At 29.2% G+C, this 18438-nt stretch carries 19 protein-coding genes; 2 read left to right on the top strand and 17 right to left on the bottom strand.

Annotation, left to right across the window (positions count from 1 at the left end):
- Positions 1-6 precede the first annotated feature (6 nt).
- From CDIF1296T_RS02135 to purE, 17 genes are all read right to left on the bottom strand, one after another.
- Complete coding sequence (locus CDIF1296T_RS02135; protein WP_009895322.1) at positions 7-423, bottom strand: flagellar protein FlgN; 417 nt, start codon at positions 421-423, stop codon at positions 7-9.
- A gap of 4 nt (positions 424-427) precedes the next feature.
- Entirely contained in the window at positions 428-703 is a 276-nt protein-coding gene (gene flgM, locus CDIF1296T_RS02130; RefSeq protein WP_003436049.1) for a flagellar biosynthesis anti-sigma factor FlgM, read from the bottom strand.
- 151 nt (positions 704-854) lie between these two features.
- Complete coding sequence (locus tag CDIF1296T_RS02125) at positions 855-1169, bottom strand: FliM/FliN family flagellar motor switch protein (RefSeq protein WP_003436051.1); 315 nt, start codon at positions 1167-1169, stop codon at positions 855-857.
- Between the two features lie 23 nt (positions 1170-1192).
- On the bottom strand, positions 1193-1621 hold the full coding sequence (locus CDIF1296T_RS02120) for a YaaR family protein (RefSeq protein ID WP_003436052.1): 429 nt from the start codon (positions 1619-1621) through the stop codon (positions 1193-1195).
- An 8-nt stretch (positions 1622-1629) separates the two neighbouring features.
- Positions 1630-2298 (bottom strand): lytic transglycosylase domain-containing protein, encoded by a 669-nt coding sequence (locus tag CDIF1296T_RS02115; RefSeq protein WP_009895321.1) that lies wholly within the window; start codon positions 2296-2298, stop codon positions 1630-1632.
- A gap of 29 nt (positions 2299-2327) precedes the next feature.
- Positions 2328-3311, bottom strand: a complete 984-nt coding sequence (rfbB, locus tag CDIF1296T_RS02110; protein ID WP_009895320.1) for a dTDP-glucose 4,6-dehydratase — start codon at positions 3309-3311, stop codon at positions 2328-2330.
- 37 nt (positions 3312-3348) lie between these two features.
- Positions 3349-3906, bottom strand: coding sequence for a dTDP-4-dehydrorhamnose 3,5-epimerase (gene rfbC / locus CDIF1296T_RS02105; RefSeq protein ID WP_003436058.1), 558 nt, complete (start codon positions 3904-3906; stop codon positions 3349-3351).
- 48 nt (positions 3907-3954) lie between these two features.
- Positions 3955-4824: a glucose-1-phosphate thymidylyltransferase RfbA gene (rfbA, locus tag CDIF1296T_RS02100; RefSeq protein WP_009895319.1), complete on the bottom strand. Its 870-nt coding sequence runs from the start codon at positions 4822-4824 to the stop codon at positions 3955-3957.
- A gap of 108 nt (positions 4825-4932) precedes the next feature.
- Positions 4933-5805 (bottom strand): dTDP-4-dehydrorhamnose reductase, encoded by an 873-nt coding sequence (gene rfbD / locus CDIF1296T_RS02095; protein ID WP_009895318.1) that lies wholly within the window; start codon positions 5803-5805, stop codon positions 4933-4935.
- A 205-nt stretch (positions 5806-6010) separates the two neighbouring features.
- Complete coding sequence (locus CDIF1296T_RS02090) at positions 6011-9817, bottom strand: phosphoribosylformylglycinamidine synthase (RefSeq protein WP_009895317.1); 3807 nt, start codon at positions 9815-9817, stop codon at positions 6011-6013.
- A gap of 24 nt (positions 9818-9841) precedes the next feature.
- The gene (purD, locus tag CDIF1296T_RS02085) at positions 9842-11092 is read right to left on the bottom strand and encodes a phosphoribosylamine--glycine ligase (protein WP_003436062.1); all 1251 of its coding nucleotides are present in this window, start codon (positions 11090-11092) and stop codon (positions 9842-9844) included.
- Positions 11093-11102: 10 nt separating this feature from the next.
- Positions 11103-12635, bottom strand: a complete 1533-nt coding sequence (purH, locus tag CDIF1296T_RS02080) for a bifunctional phosphoribosylaminoimidazolecarboxamide formyltransferase/IMP cyclohydrolase (protein WP_003436063.1) — start codon at positions 12633-12635, stop codon at positions 11103-11105.
- A complete protein-coding gene (gene purN / locus CDIF1296T_RS02075; RefSeq protein WP_009895314.1) occupies positions 12628-13221 on the bottom strand; it encodes a phosphoribosylglycinamide formyltransferase in 594 nt (197 codons plus the stop codon). The genes purH and purN overlap by 8 nt, the downstream gene beginning before the upstream one ends.
- On the bottom strand, positions 13215-14291 hold the full coding sequence (gene purM, locus CDIF1296T_RS02070) for a phosphoribosylformylglycinamidine cyclo-ligase (RefSeq protein WP_009895312.1): 1077 nt from the start codon (positions 14289-14291) through the stop codon (positions 13215-13217). The genes purN and purM overlap by 7 nt, the downstream gene beginning before the upstream one ends.
- Complete coding sequence (purF, locus tag CDIF1296T_RS02065) at positions 14285-15652, bottom strand: amidophosphoribosyltransferase (RefSeq protein WP_003425288.1); 1368 nt, start codon at positions 15650-15652, stop codon at positions 14285-14287. Before purF ends, purM begins: the two co-directional genes overlap by 7 nt.
- Positions 15653-15663: 11 nt before the next feature.
- The gene (purC, locus tag CDIF1296T_RS02060; protein ID WP_003420966.1) at positions 15664-16362 is read right to left on the bottom strand and encodes a phosphoribosylaminoimidazolesuccinocarboxamide synthase; all 699 of its coding nucleotides are present in this window, start codon (positions 16360-16362) and stop codon (positions 15664-15666) included.
- A 5-nt stretch (positions 16363-16367) separates the two neighbouring features.
- The gene (gene purE, locus CDIF1296T_RS02055) at positions 16368-16844 is read right to left on the bottom strand and encodes a 5-(carboxyamino)imidazole ribonucleotide mutase (RefSeq protein ID WP_003425290.1); all 477 of its coding nucleotides are present in this window, start codon (positions 16842-16844) and stop codon (positions 16368-16370) included.
- Positions 16845-17293: 449 nt separating this feature from the next.
- Between purE and CDIF1296T_RS02050 the strand changes: the two genes are divergently transcribed.
- Positions 17294-17806 carry a nitroreductase family protein gene (locus CDIF1296T_RS02050; RefSeq protein ID WP_009895309.1) on the top strand — a complete coding sequence of 171 codons (513 nt, stop codon included), beginning with the start codon at positions 17294-17296 and terminating at the stop codon, positions 17804-17806.
- A gap of 411 nt (positions 17807-18217) precedes the next feature.
- Positions 18218-18433 (top strand): hypothetical protein, encoded by a 216-nt coding sequence (locus tag CDIF1296T_RS02045; RefSeq protein WP_003435050.1) that lies wholly within the window; start codon positions 18218-18220, stop codon positions 18431-18433.
- The last annotated feature ends 5 nt before the right edge of the window (positions 18434-18438 follow it).

Genomic DNA, 18438 nt, shown 5'->3' with positions numbered 1-18438 from the left:
TAATATTTATTTTCTAATATTTCCATAAGAATTATAAGTTGTAGTTTTCTTATCAGCTGGTTTTATGAAATTAATCATTTTTTTCGTAAAAATAAGTTCTTTCTTTATTAGAGAATCATTTGATTCTTGTTGATTTTTAGCTAAAGCAAGAATGTGTTTCAAGTCTGTATATATTTCTTTTAAGTATCCATCATTACTATTTTCAACAACTTCACTCATTGAAATATCATCACCAAAAAGTTGTCTTCTCTTTATTTCTATGGATGCAAGCTCCCTGCTAATATCTTCTAGTTTAGGATTTAACATATTTAAATTTTCTAAGTCTTTTTCAACTATATAATCAAATTGTTCTTTTAATAATTCCATCATCTTACTAATTATATTTTTTTCTTCATATATTATAACTTTTAAGTCTGTAATCATGACTTTATCCTCGCATATCCTCTATCATTTTTTTCGCAATTTCTTTTGGTTTTATTTTGTAAGTTCCATTTTCTAATGCATTTTTTATTTCATCGACTTTTTTATTTCTAATATTCTCATCACTCATATTTGACACACTTGCCATTTCCTTTGCAAATTTAGATAACTCTATCTTGTCTGTTTTATTAATTTTTTTAACCTCTTCCACTTTTTTTATACCAGATGTATTCTTTAAATAATTATTCACTACAATGTTTGAACTTACATTTTTAATATCCATAGTTTCACCTCCAAAATTACATACTTATAATTTAGTTATCGCTCATAAAATAAAAATATTTATATAATTCACACATATTTTAAATTTTTTATAAAAATATCCCCTTAGCTAAACTCATACAGAATAGCCTAAAGGGATACTATTTAAAATGCTAATTTACATCTGGATCTTCTATTTTAGATAATCTTACAGATAACCTCTCATTTGTAATAATGCTTTCTCCATAAGCAAACAATCTATCGTTTGCATATATATCTAATTTTTCATCCACATTCTTACTTAATTTTATTATAGAGCCTTCTTTTAAATCTAATATATTTTTTATTGTTTCTGTTGTATTTCCTATAGAAACAGCTACATTTACTTTTGCATTAAAAACATTTTGATTTTCTTCTATAACACCAGATTTTTCTTCTATTAATTGCCCAAAATTCAATTCATATATATCCTCTTTTTTGCTATTCATAAAATTTTTCTCCTTGTATAACCTTATCTATACATATCTATCAATAAGCCTTGTATCATGTCAACAGTAGAAACAATATCTATGTTTTCTTTTTCTTCACTAATTAACTTACTAGTCATATCCTCAAGTTTACTATCAACAATCTTTACATTCTTATAATACTGATGCTCCCAAAAGCTACTATTTTTATCAAGTGAATACATATTATCTACAACAGATTTTAGGTATTCTTTTACTGCATTTTTATATATACTAATATCGCCATAGTTTTGAGTAAGTACAAGCCTTTCTCCTGCCTTTTTTACACTTTCCAAATTTCGTTTTATATCTTCCAATGAAGAAGATTGTTTTAAAGAGTTTAATTTGTCAGAAAATTTATTACTCTCTTTTAGTTTTTTAACCTCCATATTTATACTTGGACTTATGTTTAGCTTATCTATATTTATTCCCATAATAAAGCCTACCCTCTATAATATTTCATAACCTTAGGAATATAATTTTGTGTTTCTTTTGGCATTTTATACAGGTCAGAGATTGATTCTACTCCTCTACTTTTCATTCTTCCAGGACCACCATTATATGCCATCAATCCCATTTCTATGCTCCCTCCAAACATATCAATGTATTCCTTAATATGTCTAGTTCCAGCATCTATATTCTGTTCTATATTAAAAGGGTCTGTAACTCCTAAGTCTCTGCAGTTTTCTGGCATAAGTTGCATAAGACCCTTAGCACCAGCAGAAGAAACGGTATTTGGATTAAAATCTGATTCAACTTTAATTATTGCTTTTATAAGATTTGAATCTACGTTATATTTTTTTGATGCTTGATCTACAGCATTTTCAATTCTCAACTTTACATTTTTATCTTTTGTATCAACATCTATAAATCTACTAGTGGTATTATTTACTACATTATCAAGTTCATTAAATAAATTCTCAGAATTAGACAATAAATTGTAGCTATTAGAAGTATGTTGATTATTTTGTGATAATGCTTTTAACAAGGTCATCATAATCATATCAAATCCAGATGAATTATTATATGTACAATTACATTGATTTGTAGTATTACTACCAGATAATTGAGTCAATGCTAATATATTAATTAGTGAACTTATCTCATTCAATATAAAACGCCCCTTTCTAAATTTTAAAGTTATACTGATAAAACAGCTTTCCACCAAGATTCATTTTCTATATACCACTTAACAGTTTCTTTTATACCCAAATCAAAGTCATATTTTGCCTTCCAACCTAACTCATTCTCTATTTTAGTTGCATCAATAGCATATCTTAAATCATGACCAGGTCTATCATTTACATAGGATATTAACTCTTCAGATTTACCTAAAAGATTTAATATCACTTTTACTACTTCTAGATTACTTCTTTCATTATGACCTCCTATATTGTAAATCTCCCCTATATTTCCTTTATGTATTATTAAGTCTATAGCAGTACAATGGTCATATACATGTAACCAATCTCTTACATTTTCCCCATTCCCATATACTGGCAATTGTTTGTTTTCCAAAGCATTTAAAATCATAAGAGGAATCAATTTTTCAGGAAAATGATATGGCCCATAATTGTTGGAACACCTAGATATAGTTGTTAACAATCCATATGTTCTATAATAAGAATTTACCAATAAATCTGCTGATGCTTTAGAAGCTGAATATGGAGAACTTGGATTGATAGAAGATTGTTCTGTAAAGAATAAATCCTTTCTATCAATTGGTAAATCACCATACACTTCGTCTGTAGATATTTGATGATACCTTTTAACTCCATATTTTATAGATGCATCTAAAAGTACTTGTGTTCCTATAATGTTTGTTTTAATAAATAAATCAGGATTCTCAACTGACCTATCTACATGAGATTCAGCGGCAAAGTTAACAACTATATCAAACCTTTCTTCTTCAAATAGCTTATACACCTGCTCCCTATTTGAAATATCTCCTTTAACAAATTTATAATTGGAATTGTCTTGTATTTCTATTAATGTCTCTAAATTACCAGCATAAGTCAACAAGTCTAGGTTAACAATAAAATAATCTACATACTTGTTAAGCATATAATGTATAAAATTACTCCCAATAAATCCTGCTCCTCCAGTTATCAGTATTTTTTTCATATTTTTTCTCCTAAATGTTAATTCTAATAAATTTTTATTAACGTCTTGTACAAATATCTTTAAAACTTTTTTGTTTTTTGTCCTTTTCTGATAAAAATATTTCTTCAATTCCTTTTAAAGGCCACTCAATAGATATTTGCTTATCATTCCATATAAAACCATTCTCAAATTCTGGGTAATAATAATTTGTACATTTGTAACTAAATACTGCTTTTTCTGATAAAACTAAAAATCCATGTGCAAACCCTTCTGGAATATAAAATTGTTTTTTATTCTTATCAGACAATATTACACCTTCCCATTTCCCAAATGTTTGTGAATCTTTCCTTAAATCAACTGCAACATCGAAAACTTCTCCCTCTGTAACTCTGACTAATTTTCCTTGAGGATATTTAACCTGAAAATGCATTCCTCTTAAAACGCCTTTTCTTGAGCTAGACTCATTATCTTGAATAAAACACATATCAAGACCCTGCTCTATAAAATCCTTTTTATTATAGCTTTCCATAAAATATCCTCTTTCATCATAAAATACATTTGGTTCGACTATATATAATCCTTCTATTTTAGTCTTTATAACATTGATTTTTCCCATTATAATAAACTCCCTTAATAAAATTTATAATAAATTTTATCTACCATATTACATATCTTCACTAGCCAATTTTAATAGATATTGACCATATTCAGTTTTTATCAGTGGCTTGGCTAGTTTCATTAATTGTTCTCTACTTATATATCCTTTTGTATATGCAATCTCTTCTAAACATGCTATATACAATCCCTGTCTTGTTTGAACCACTTCAACATAATTAGAAGCATCTAATAGACCTTTATGTGTACCAGTATCAAGCCAAGCCATACCTCTTCCTAGAAGTTCCACTTTTAGTTTTCCTCGTTTTAGATATTCACTGTTTATAGAGGTTATTTCTAATTCACCTCTATCTGACGGTTCAACTAGCTTTGCTATCTCTACAACATCATTATCATAAAAATATAATCCTGGTATAGCATAATTAGATTTAGGAACTGTAGGTTTTTCTTCTATTGACAATACATTAAAATCCTTATCAAATTCTACAACTCCAAACGAATTTGGATTACTTACATGATACCCAAATATAGTTGCTCCTTTTCTTTTAACTGCATTCTCCAACCTTTCACTAAATCCATATCCATAAAATATATTATCCCCTAATACAAGAGACACTCTGTCATTTCCTATAAATTCTTCTCCTATTATAAACGCTTCTGCAATTCCATTTGCTTTCTCCTGAATTGCATATGTTATGTTAATCCCTAGTGAACTTCCATCTCCAAATAATTCTTCAAATGCTTTTATATCTCTTGGTGTAGATATTATTAATATATCTTGTATCCCTGCCAACATAAGAACCGACATAGGGTAATATATCATTGGTTTATCGTATATTGGAAGTGTTTGTTTTGATATACATTTTGTTATAGGATATAGTCTTGTACCAGACCCTCCTGCTAAAATAATTCCTTTCATCTTTTTCCATCCTTAAATTTGTTTTTGTCATATTATGATTATCGGATAAATAAAAGAAATATTTATATTTTTTATAATATCTTATTTTCTTTTCTCAAAATAATACATTTACTTTTCATTTATATCATATCTTTCTAAATATTCTTCAATGGATTCTTCCCACTTTCTAAAAGAATTTAAACCAATTAACTTCAACATAAAATTATCTAATACAGAATATAGTGGTCTTGGAGCCTTACATTTAAATTCGTTACTCTTAATTGGATTTACTTTTATATCTATATTTTTTAGTTTAAATATCTTTTTGGCAAAATCATACCAACTACACTCACCTTCACATGTAGCATGATAAACTCCATAATGTTCTGTTTCCATGATTCTTATTATAATTTTTGCTAAGTCTACTGTACTTGTTGGAGTTCCAAACTGGTCATTAACCACATTAACCTCTTTATTTTCTAAAGAAAGTTTTATCATGGTCTTTACAAAATTATTCCCATTACCATATAACCATGCTGTTCTCAATATAAAGTACTTATGTGAGAATTGTTCAACAAATTTTTCTCCCATAAGTTTACTTTTTCCATATACAGAATTGGGTTCAGTTTTATTGTCTTCCCTATATGGATATTTAGAAAAACCATTGAATACATAGTCAGTTGATATGTGAATAAGCTTAGCATTAACTTTTTCTGATGCTATTGCTAGATTTCTCACTCCTAAAGCATTTATTTTGTATGCAATTTCGATATTATCTTCACATGCATCAACCTTTGTATATGCTGCACAGTTTACAACTACATCAGGTTTATTATGCAAAATAAAATTATCTACATTAGTCTGATTGGATATATCCAAATCACTTCTTGTTGTAGCTAATATAACATATTTTGGTTGGTTTATACTTTGATTAATTGCTTCTAATTGGTTAACCAATTCTTTTCCTAATTGACCATTAGACCCTGTTATTAATATTTTCATTAATTATGTTGCCCTCCAATAAATATTCAATTTTACTTAATAATTAATTATAACACAGCTTGTATTTTAACTTAGGTTGAACTTATTATTTCTTAGATAAATAAAAAAGAGATGTAATATTAAATGATTATCATCATATTATTACATCTCTTTAAATCTAAATATCTAAATTATATATTCTAGCTATCAATTAAACATCAAAGCTTTATCTAAAATATTTAACTCCAGATTCAAATATCTTTTGGTCTTTTTCACCTATAATATTCTTATATACTTCCTCACCAATTCTTTCAGAATGTCCCATTTTACCAAACACTCTACCATCAGCACTAGTTATACCTTCAACAGCATAGAATGAACCATTTGGATTAAACTCAATATCATAAGTAGCTTCATTATTAAAGTCAACATATTGAGTTGCTACTTGTCCATTAGCAATTAATTCTCTCATAACATCTTCACTGGCAACAAACTTACCTTCTCCATGAGAAATTGCTATATTATGAATATCTCCAACATTAGTTTGAGCTAACCAAGGAGATTTATTAGATGAAATTCTAGTTCTAGCAATCTTAGCTTGATGGCGACCAATATTATTGTAAGTAAGTGTTGGAGCACTTTCACTTGGAACTCTTATTTCTCCATATGGAACTAACCCTAATTTAATTAATACTTGGAATCCATTACAGATACCTAACATTAGTCCATCTTTTTGAGTTAAAAATTCATTTATAGCTTCTTGCACTCTAGGATTTCTAAATACAGTAGCTATAAATTTACCAGAACCATCTGGCTCATCACCAGCACTAAATCCACCTGGTAACATTATTATTTGAGAAGATTTTATTTCGTTTACTATTGTATCTATAGAATCTTCTATGTCTTTATAAGTTAAATTCTTAAATACTCTTATACTTGCATTAGCTCCTGCTCTTTCAAATGCTCTTGCAGAGTCATATTCACAGTTTGTTCCAGGGAATGCTGGTATAAATACTCTTGGAGTAGCTATACTTAATGATGATTTTTTAGCTTCTCCTTGTGATATATAACTTATAGTTTCTATCTTTGATTTTACTTCTTCTGTTTTAGTTGGGAATATAGGCTCTAAAGTACTACAATGTGCTTTATATAATTCATCTAATGCAAGTTCTTCACCTTTGATAAATATACTAGCTTCTTTAACTGTACTTCCAAGCACAACATAATTGTATCCTTCTAACATACTTAAATCATCATTTGCTAATTCAAGTACTATATTTCCATAACTAGCCTCAAATAATTTATCATCTGTAAATGCTTTTTCAGCCTCTTCACTAAACTTAAATCCTATTTTATTACCAAAAGCCATTTTACTTATTGCTTCACCTACACCTGCAAATCCTAATGCATATGTTGATAAAACTTTATTTCCATGTATAAGTTCTCTTACTTTATCTAAGTTTCTCTTTAATTCCTCAAAATCTACAACATCATTTTCTGCCTTGTTTACACATAACATTACTACTTTTGAGTCTGCTTTTTTAAATTCTGGAGATACTACTTTCTTCGCATCTACTGTGTCAACAGCAAATGAAACTAATGTTGGTGGAACTTCAATATCTTTAAATGTACCAGACATACTGTCTTTTCCACCTATAGCAGGTATCTCAAATTTACTTTGTGCATAAAATGCTCCTAAAAGTGCTGAGAATGGTTTACCCCATTTTTCTGGATTGTTACCAAGTTTTTCAAAATACTCTTGGAATGTAAGTCTTGTTGTACTATAATTTCCTCCAATAGCAACCAATTTACACACAGATTCTACTACTGCATATAAGGCACCATGGAATGGGCTCCATTTTCCTACCTTTGGATTGTATCCATAAGTCATTATTGTAGAAGTATTAGTTTCTCCTCCAAGTACTGGTATCTTAGCAACCATACCTTGTGTTGGAGTCGCTTGATACTTTCCTCCAAATGGCATAAGGACTGTATTACCACCAATTGTATTATCAAACATCTCTACTAATCCTTTTTGAGAACAAACATTAAGGTCAGATAGTACTTTTGTAAACTTGTCTTTCATACTTGCACACTTAACATCTTTTACTATTTCATTAGAGCTAAAGAATGTATTTTCTTCATCTACTTTAGTAACATGAACATCAGTAGTTTGTTTTACTCCGTTTGTATCTAAAAACTCTCTATTTATATCTACAATTGCTTTTCCATTCCAGAACATTCTTAAATATCCTGTATCTGTTACTGTAGCTACATGTGTAGCTTCTAAGTTTTCTTCTACTGCTAATTGTATAAATTTATCTTTATTTTCTTTTTTTATGGCTACTGCCATACGCTCTTGTGACTCTGAAATTGCAAGCTCAGTTCCATCAAGTCCATCATATTTTTTAGGAACTAAGTCTAAGTTTATATCTAAGCTATCAGCAATCTCTCCTATAGCAACACAAACTCCACCTGCTCCAAAATCATTACATCTTTTTATCATTTGAGCAACTTCTTTATTTCTAAAGAATCTTTGTATTTTTCTTTCGTTAGGAGCATCTCCTTTTTGAACTTCTGCACTACAAGTTAAGATTGACTCTTCACTATGTTCTTTAGATGAACCAGTTGCTCCTCCACAGCCATCTCTTCCTGTTTTTCCTCCAAGAAGAACGATTACATCTCCTGCTTCAGGTCTTTCTCTTACTACATTCTCTTTTGGTGCTGCTGCTATAACTGCACCTATTTCCATTCTCTTTGCAACAAAGTTTTCATCATATACTTCTGCAACTTGCCCAGTTGTAAGACCTATTTGGTTACCATATGAACTATATCCATGAGCAGCTTCTGTAGTTATTTTTCTTTGCATAAGTTTTCCAGGTAAAGTATCTTCTAAAGTCGTTCTTGGGTCAGCACTTCCTGTAACACGCATTGCTTGATAAACATAACTTCTTCCTGATAATGGGTCTCTTATAGCTCCTCCTAAACAAGTAGCTGCTCCACCAAATGGTTCTATTTCAGTTGGATGGTTGTGAGTTTCATTTTTAAACATTACTAGATATTTTTCCATCTTACCATCAACTTCAACATCTACGTTTATACTACATGCATTTATTTCTTCACTTTCATCTAGGTCATTTAATTTCCCATTTTTCTTTAATTCTTTTACTGCAACAGTGGCTATATCCATTAAACATATATCTTTATGTCTGTTCACATATACATTGTCTCTTGAGTTAAGATACATTTGATACGCTTCTTTTACTATATCATTAAACTTACCATCTTCTATCTTTACATTTTCTATTTCAGTCATAAAAGTAGTATGTCTACAATGATCAGACCAATAAGTATCTAATACTTTTATTTCTGTTATAGTTGGATTTCTCTTTTCTGTATCTTTAAAGTATTTTTGAACGTGTTGTAAGTCTCCTAAAGTCATTGCTAATCCTTTTTCACTTACAAATGTTTTTAATCCATTTTCATCTAAATCTATAAATCCATCTAATACTTCAACTGTTGTTGGTATTTCAGTTTCCATTTTTAACGTTTCTGGTTTTTCTAAAGATGCTTCTCTACTATCTACTGGATTTATACAGTAATCTTTTATTTTAGAAAACTCTTCATCAGTTATTTTGCCTGATAATATATAAACTTTTGCTGTATTAATAGCAGGTCTTATCCCTTGATTTACAATTTGTACACATTGAGCTGCCCAATCACCTCTTTGGTCGTATTGACCAGGAAGAAATTCTATTGCAAATACTCTTTCATCATTTAATTTTGGTATTTCTTCATAATATACTACATCTAAATTTGGTTCAGAGAATATTGTCTTTGCTGCATTTTCATAAACTTCTTCTGATATTCCTTCTACATCATATCTATTTAATATTCTTAAATTTTCTATATTATCTATGTGTAAACTTTCTACTAAGTCTTTTTTTAAAGCTTTAGCCTCAAGGTCAAAACCTTCTCTTTTTTCAACTAATACTCTTCTAACCATTGAGTCTTTATTTTCAGTATTCAACATACCTTATCCTCCATTTTAGAAAAATTATCTTCCTATGTCTGTTCTATAGTGCATTCCTTCAAAGTTTATCTTCTTTATGTTTTCATAAACTTTTTCTGCTGCATCCTTAACTGTAGTTGACTTTGCAGTTATACCAATTACTCTTCCTCCATTGGTAACCAAATTACCATCAAACATCTTAGTGCCACTATGGAATACTACTATATCATCATCCAAGTTTTCAAGACCAGTTATAATTTTCCCTTTTTCATAACTGTCTGGATACCCTCCTGATGTAAGCATAACACACACAGCTTCATCATCACTATAGTTTATTTCTATATCTTTTAACTTATTATCTAGTATAGCTTCCATTATCTCATGTAAATCTGTTTCTAATCTAAATAAAACAGATTGTGTCTCAGGGTCTCCAAATCTTACATTATATTCAAGTACTTTTTCTCCATCTTCAGTTATCATAAGACCAACAAATAAAATACCTTTAAAATTAAGTCCATCTTTTTTGAAGCCTTCTAAAGTTTTTTCTAATACTGTCTCTTTTACTTTATTTGCTAATTCTTCTGTATATATTTCACTAGGTGAAAAAGTTCCCATTCCCCCAGTGTTTGGACCTTGCTCATAGTTGTTTACTTTTTTATGGTCTTTTGCACTTGCCATAGGAACTATTGTATCATTATCTACAAATGCTAGAATTGAAGTTTCTATTCCTTTTAAAAACTCTTCAATTACTATTTTATCTCCAGCAGCTCCAAACTTCTTATCTGACATCATTTCTTTTAAAGTTGCTATAGCATCTTCTCTATTTTCAGGTATTACAACACCTTTTCCAGCAGCTAATCCGTCCGCTTTTATTACTACTGGATATCCAAAACTATCTATTTCTGATATAGCTTCTTCTAAGTTTGTATATTCTTTATATTTTGCAGTAGGTATGTTATGTTTTATCATAAATTCTTTTGAAAAAGCTTTACTTCCTTCAAGTTGAGCACATTTTTTATTAGGTCCAAATACTCTTAATCCTTCTTTTTCAAACTCATCTACTATTCCCATAACTAGTGGTACTTCTGGTCCTACTATTGTCAGACCTATTTCATTTTCTTTGGCAAATTTTAAAAGTTCTTCTATATTAGTATCACCTATATTTACACATTCTGCTACGTTTGCAATTCCTGCATTACCTGGTGCACAATAAATTTTTTCTACATTTTTTTCTTTGCTTAGTTTCCAGCATATAGCATGCTCTCTTCCGCCACCGCCTACAACCAATATCTTCATAATATCCTCCTTAGTGTTTGAAGTGTCTTATTCCTGTAAATACCATAACCATATCATACTTGTCACAAGCTTCTATTGAATCTTTATCTTTTATAGAGCCACCTGGTTGAACTACTGCTGATATTCCATATTCATGAGCTAATGTTACACAATCATCAAATGGGAAAAATGCGTCTGACGCTAAAACAGCTCCTGTAAAATCTTTATCTTTGTTATTTTCAAGAGCATTTTTTAATGCCCAAATTCTTGATGTTTGTCCACAACCTAAAGCTAGAGTTTGTCCATTTTTTACTATTGCAATTGCATTTGATTTCATATTTTTTACTACTCTCATACCAAATTCCATGTCCTTAAGTTGTGCATCTGTTGGTTTTTCCTTTGTTACATTTTCACTTTTTTCTGCTAATATATTGTTTCTATCTTGTATCAATAATTTTCCATCTAAATATTTCATTTCATATGGTTGTAAACTATTTTCTATTTTAGCTAATTTTAATATTCTTAGATTTTTCTTTTGTTTAAGTATCTCTAAAGCTTCTGGTTCAAAATCATATGCTACTACTATTTCTAAGAATATTTCATTTAATTTCTCTGCTGTAGCTTTATCTATAGTAGAAGTTATTCCTACTATTCCTCCAAATATTGAAACCTTATCCGCTTCATAACATTTTGTATATGCTTCAAAAGCATCTTTTCCTAACCCTACCCCACATGAATTAGCATGTTTTATAGCTACTGAAACTACTTCTTCACTATCTTTAAATTCTCTCATTACTTCTAAACATCCATGTAAATCATTTAAGTTGTTAAAAGAAAGTTCTTTACCGCCTAATTGCTCATAATTTAAGATTGGATTTTTTGCATTTGACTGTGAATATAAGAAACCATTTTGATGTGGATTTTCTCCATATCTTAAAGTTTGTTCTTTTTGGAAAGTTAAATTTAATATGTCAGGATACGTATCTCCAACTTCTCCAGCAAAATAACTAGATATTAACGCATCATATCTTCCTGTAGTTGAGAAAGCTTTATATGATAATTTTTTTCTGTCTTCTAATGTCATTGTATCTGTTTTTAATTTTTCTATTATAGAATCATAATCTTTTATATCTACTACTACTATTACATCCTTATAGTTTTTGGCAGCAGAACGTATCATAGATGGTCCACCAATATCTATATTTTCAATTATTTCATCATGACTTTTTCCAGCTTTTAAAGTTCCTTCAAAATCATATAGATTTACAGCTACTAAATCTATTGAATGTATTTTGTGTTCATTTACAGTTTCTACATGAGATTCTTTATCTCTTTTATAAAGTATACCACCATGTATATATGGATTTAATGTTTTTACTCTTCCATCTAATATTTCTGGAAAATTTGTAACATCTTCAACTTGCATTACATTAACACCATTTTCTTTTAATGTTTTAAATGTATTTCCTGTAGATATAATTTCATAATCTAATTTATTTAACTCTTTAGCAAATTCCACTACACCAGTCTTGTCAGTTACACTTATTAAAGCTCTCTTACTCATTTATAAACACTCTCCTACCTTGAAGTTTTATTTTATTTTCACAAAAAAGACTTATACTTTCTTTTAAAATCCTATGTTCAACTTCTAACACTCTTTTTGCAAGTGTCTTTGCATCATCATCTTGATTTACCTTAACTACATCTTGCATTATGATTGGTCCAGTATCAGCACCTTCATCAACAAAATGAACTGTAGCACCAGTTACTTTAGCTCCGTAATCTATAACACCTTGATGAACTTTTTCTCCATAGAATCCAGCTCCACAAAATGAAGGAATTAATGATGGATGTATGTTTATCATTTTGTTTCTAAACTCATTAACCAGCTTTGGGCTGATTATTTTTAAATAACCAGCCAAAACTACTAAATCTATTTTATTTTCCTTAAGAATTTCTATTATCTTGTCTTCATCAGTTTCACAAATTGCTTTTATGTTATGATTTTTAGCTCTCTCTAGCCCATAAGCACCTTGCTTACTTGAGATAACTACTTTAACCTGACCTTTTATTTCTCCAGACTCAGTACCATCTATAACTGCTTGTAAATTTGTTCCCCCACCAGATATTAAAACTCCTATATTTAGCATAATTCTACACCTTCATGACTATCTACTACTTCACCAATTATATAAGCTTTATCTTCTAATAATTCACTATATTTTTTATCTACATAATCAGCATTGTCATTTTCTCTATTATTTATAAAGTTTACAACATCATCAGCATTTTCTTTATCTACTATTAAAACTAGCCCAATACCCATGTTAAAACTCTTATGAAGTTCTCTCTCATCAACAGCATTAAAACCTTCTATCATTTTAAATATAGGAGGCTTCTCCCAAGATTTTTTATTGATATCTAGTCCTAACCCTTTAGGTATAACTCTTGTTATATTTTCTATAAGCCCTCCACCAGTTATGTGAGCTATAGCTTTTATGTCATGTTTAGCTAATACATCTAAAGCTAATTTAACATATATTTTAGTTGGTGTTAAAAGTGCTTCTCCAACTGTCATTCCTAGTTCTTCAACATATTGTTCCATTTTATAATTGTAAGTTTCTAAAAATATCTTTCTTATAAAAGAAAATCCATTGCTGTGTACTCCACTTGAAGATATACCAACCAATACATCTCCTGATTTAACATTGTTTCCAGAAACAATCTTTTCTTTGTCTGCTATTCCCACAGAAAATCCTGCTAAATCATAGTCATCTTCTCCATACATTCCAGGCATTTCAGCAGTTTCTCCACCAATTAGTGCACAACCAGACATTTTGCAACCATCTGCAATTCCACCAACTATTTTTTCTATATGCTCAGGCACTAATTTCCCAAGAGCTATATAGTCAAGGAAGAATAATGGTTTTGCTCCTTGACAAATTAAATCATTCACGCACATTGCAACTAAATCTATTCCAACAGTATCATGCTTGTCCATCATCTGAGCTATTTTTAACTTAGTCCCAACACCATCTGTAGATGCAAGCAAAACTGGTTCTTTCATACCTACAAAATCTTTTAAACTGTATAATCCACTGAAGTTACCTAAATCTCCAACTACATTTCCATCATAAGTTCCTTTTATTTTACCTTTTATAAGGTCTACTGCTCTATTTCCTTCATCTATATCTACACCTGATTCTTTATATGTTAACATGAAAGTAGTTCCTCCTTATCAATTTTCTTAACTGGGTATTCTCCATCAAAACAAGCTTTACAGAAAGTAGACTTATGTTCTGTTGCATCTAACATTCCTTCTATATCTAGGAATTTTAAACTATCACATCCAATATATTCTCTCATTTCTTCTACGTTGTTACTTGATGCAATTAATTTAGAGCGATTTGGAGTATCTATTCCATAGTAACAAGAGTAAGCTACTGGAGGAGAAGTTATTCTAAGATGAATTTCTTTTGCTCCTGCTTCTCTTAAAGATTTTACTAATTGTTTAGATGTAGTTCCTCTTACAATTGAGTCGTCTACTAAAATTATAGATTTTCCTTTTATTATTGTTGAAAGAGGATTTAATTTTATTTTTACTGCTATTTCTCTTTCTTCTTGTGTAGGTTTTATAAATGTTCTTCCTACATATCTATTTTTAACTAAGCCTTCACTTATTTTTAATCCACTAGCATTTGCATAACCAATAGCTCCTGGCCAACCTGAATCTGGAACTGGAACTACCATATCTGCCTTTACAGTTTCATTCTGAGCTAATCTCTCACCACATTTAATTCTAAATTCATATGCATTTACATTGTCTATAGTTGCATCATTTCTTGCAAAGTATATGTGTTCAAATATACAACTTTTCTTAACTGGTTTATAATTTTCTGAATAAAAATATGATTTTAGTTCTCCATCTTTGACTACTATTATCTCTCCTGGCTCTACATCTCTTATAACTTCTCCGCCAAGTATATCTATTGCACAATTTTCTGATGCAAATATATATTCATCACCCTTTTTACCAAGTACAAGAGGTCTGAATCCATGTGGGTCTCTAACTGCAACCAATTCTTCTTGACTCATTATTACAAGAGCATATGCACCTTTTATATAATCCATTGTCACTTTTAAACTTTCTACTATATCCCCTTTGTAATATCTAGCAAGTATATATAAAATCACTTCTGTATCTGAATTAGTTTGGAACATATATCCATCTTCTTCTAGCATATCTTTTAAATAATTTGCATTAACTAGATTTCCATTATGAGCTATGGCTAATTGTCTTTTTCTACAACTTCCAACTAAAGGTTGACAATTAGAAACATGACTTCCTCCAGCTGTTGAATATCTAACATGTCCAATCCCTATATTTCCTTTTAACTTAGATAATTCATTTTCCTTAAAAACATCTCCAACTAATCCCATATCTTTTTTGTACTTAATTTCTCCATCATCTAAAAGAGCTAAACCACAGCTTTCTTGCCCCCTGTGTTGCATAGAATATAAAGAATAATATAGTTCTTTAGTTACATCTTTATTAGAGTAAATCCCTAAAACTCCACACATACATTTGCCTCCTATTTATTATTCATTCTTGAAAGTACTTCTGTATAACCTTCTACAAGGTCTCCAAGGTCTTTTCTAAATCTGTCCTTATCTAACTTTTCATTTGTATTTACATCCCAAAGTCTACAAGTGTCTGGTGATACTTCATCTGCCAATATTATATTTCCTTCAGAATCCTTACCAAATTCTATTTTAAAGTCAACTAACTTTAGGTTTAATTTTAAGAAAAATGCTTTTAGTAACTCATTTATTTTTAAAGTTTCTTCTCTTAAGAATTTTAACTCTTCTCTAGTTGCTAACTTCATTGCCACTGCATAATCATCATTTAGCATTGGGTCCCCATAAGCATCATTTTTGTAGCTTATTTCAAAAATTGGCTCATCGAAAACTACACCTTCTTCAAGACCAACTCTTTTACAGATAGAACCAGCAGCAATATTTCTTACTATTACTTCTAATGGTAAAATCTCTACTTTTTTAACTAACATTTCTCTATCTGATAAACTTTTTATAAAGTGAGTATTTATATTATTTTCTTTTAACATTTCAAAGATTATTGTTGATATCTTATTATTTAGTATACCTTTTGAAGATATTTCTGCTTTTTTTTCTCCATTAAATGCTGTTGCATCATCTTTATAATAAACAACATATTCATTTTCATTATCTGTAGAATATACTTGTTTTGCTTTTCCTTCATATAATAACATTTCTGCTACCCCCTTAAATTCTTGTCGTCTTCTAACACCTTTTGTGCCATCTCTTCTCTATATGATTTCAAATCCTCTTTTAATTTTGGGTATTTTAAAGTCATTATTTGTAATGCCAATAAAGCTGCGTTTAAACCTAAGTCTATTGTAACTGTTGCAACTGGGATTCCTTTTGGCATTTGAACTATTGATAAAAGTGAGTCTAGTCCATCCATAGTTGATGATTTAATAGGTAATCCTATTACAGGAATTAATGTTTGTGAAGCTATTACACCTGGTAAGTGTGCTGCTTTTCCTGCTGCTGCTATTATTACATCAGTATCATCTTCTATTTCTTTTAGGAATATTGAAAGTTGTTCTGGTGTTCTATGAGCTGATAATGCTCTTGCTACAACTTCTATTCCATATTTTTCAAGCAGTTTTATCCCTTCTTCTAATTTTGGATAATCTGATTTTGAACCCATAACTACTGCTACTTTCATTAGACTTCCCCTCTCCGTTTATAAGTTATTTTACACTACAAATCATTCGTATTATTATACGAATTATACACCTTAAATTTTATATTAATATACATATATTATCAACTCTTTTTTGAAATTTTTTAAAAAAAATATTTCTTGTAATTTTTTCATTCGCTACGTATCGAACTTTATTTATGTTTTTTTGTTAAAATAAAAAACAGATTATCTCAAAATTGGTTTTCTAATTAAATTTTAAGCCCAATACTCTTTTTTAAATCTTGTATATTATTTTTTATTACTTCTTTTTTAATTAATACTTTGGATTTATAGTCTTGTTTTTTAGTTCTGAATGTTACTTTTACTTAGATAAAACCAACACAAAGTTTATTCTTTATATAAGTAATAGCTAAAATTTAAAGTAATGATATTATATAAATAGAAATAATTTTATTTAAAGGAGAATCTGTATGTTAGAAGTTATAAAAAATAGACGTTCAATAAGAACATATATAGATAAAAATATAGAAGAAGATAAAATAACTGAAATACTAAAATCAGCTATGCAAGCACCTTCATCAAAAAATGCTCAACCTTGGGAATTTATTATAGTAGATGATAAGGAACTGCTGAAACAGCTCTCAAAGTCACAGCATAGAGCAAAGCATATAGAATTTGCACCATTATGTATAGTAGTGCTTGGAAATAGAGATAAATTCTTAAAACCTGGTAAATGGATACAAGATTTAGGTGCTTGCACACAAAATTTATTATTAGAAGTTACTAATCAAGGTCTAGCTGCTTGTTGGGCAGGAGTATTTCCTAAAAATAAAGTGGTAAATAAAGTTAGACAAACTTTAGACTTACCATTAAAATTAGTTCCTTATGCACTTATATCTATTGGATATAGTGAAGAAAAAAATGAGTTTATAGACCGATTTGATGAAAATAAAATACATAGAAATGTATATAAAAATAGATAATGTTTAGTAATATAAATGAAAATACATAGTAAAAATGCCTTTAGAATACATTTGTATTCTAAAGGCATTAACTTTGATTAAACACCTAATTAACCTCTAAGGTAAATTAATAATGATAATCACAACTTTAAGAAAAATATAGCCCTTAATGATTATCATAAAAATTAATTTTTTGAAAAAACTCATATTGACTCTTGAAGAAGTACATACAAATAAATTTTGCTTTATGAATATTCAAATAATTTATTTTATAGATATTTAATGATAAATATCCTACAAAATTATATTAATTAGGTCGACTAAATTTTGATATAAAGAGAATATAAAATACTGTAAAAAAGTGTAATGGTTATTTCCTTGAAAAGAAAGACATACTATTAAAGCATAAATTACAATATAGGAGATGATTAAATGAGAATACTTTCAGAAACTGAAAAAATATCTTTAGCAGCAATTATAAAAATGGAGTCTGACGGATTACTTATGCAAAGAGCAATAAATATGTTAATATCAGATGAAGACCTAAAAAGACAATCAGAATCTAGTATATTAGCAACAGAAGGAAGAATTAAAGCTATACAACAATTTATAGTTGAAAATGAAATACTAATTTCTGAGGAGGTATAGATAAC

This window comes from Clostridioides difficile ATCC 9689 = DSM 1296, from assembly GCF_001077535.1.
Lineage (GTDB): Bacteria > Bacillota > Clostridia > Peptostreptococcales > Peptostreptococcaceae > Clostridioides > Clostridioides difficile.
Note: the sequence above shows the minus strand (reverse complement) of the source record. Positions and strands in the feature narration are given on the sequence as shown.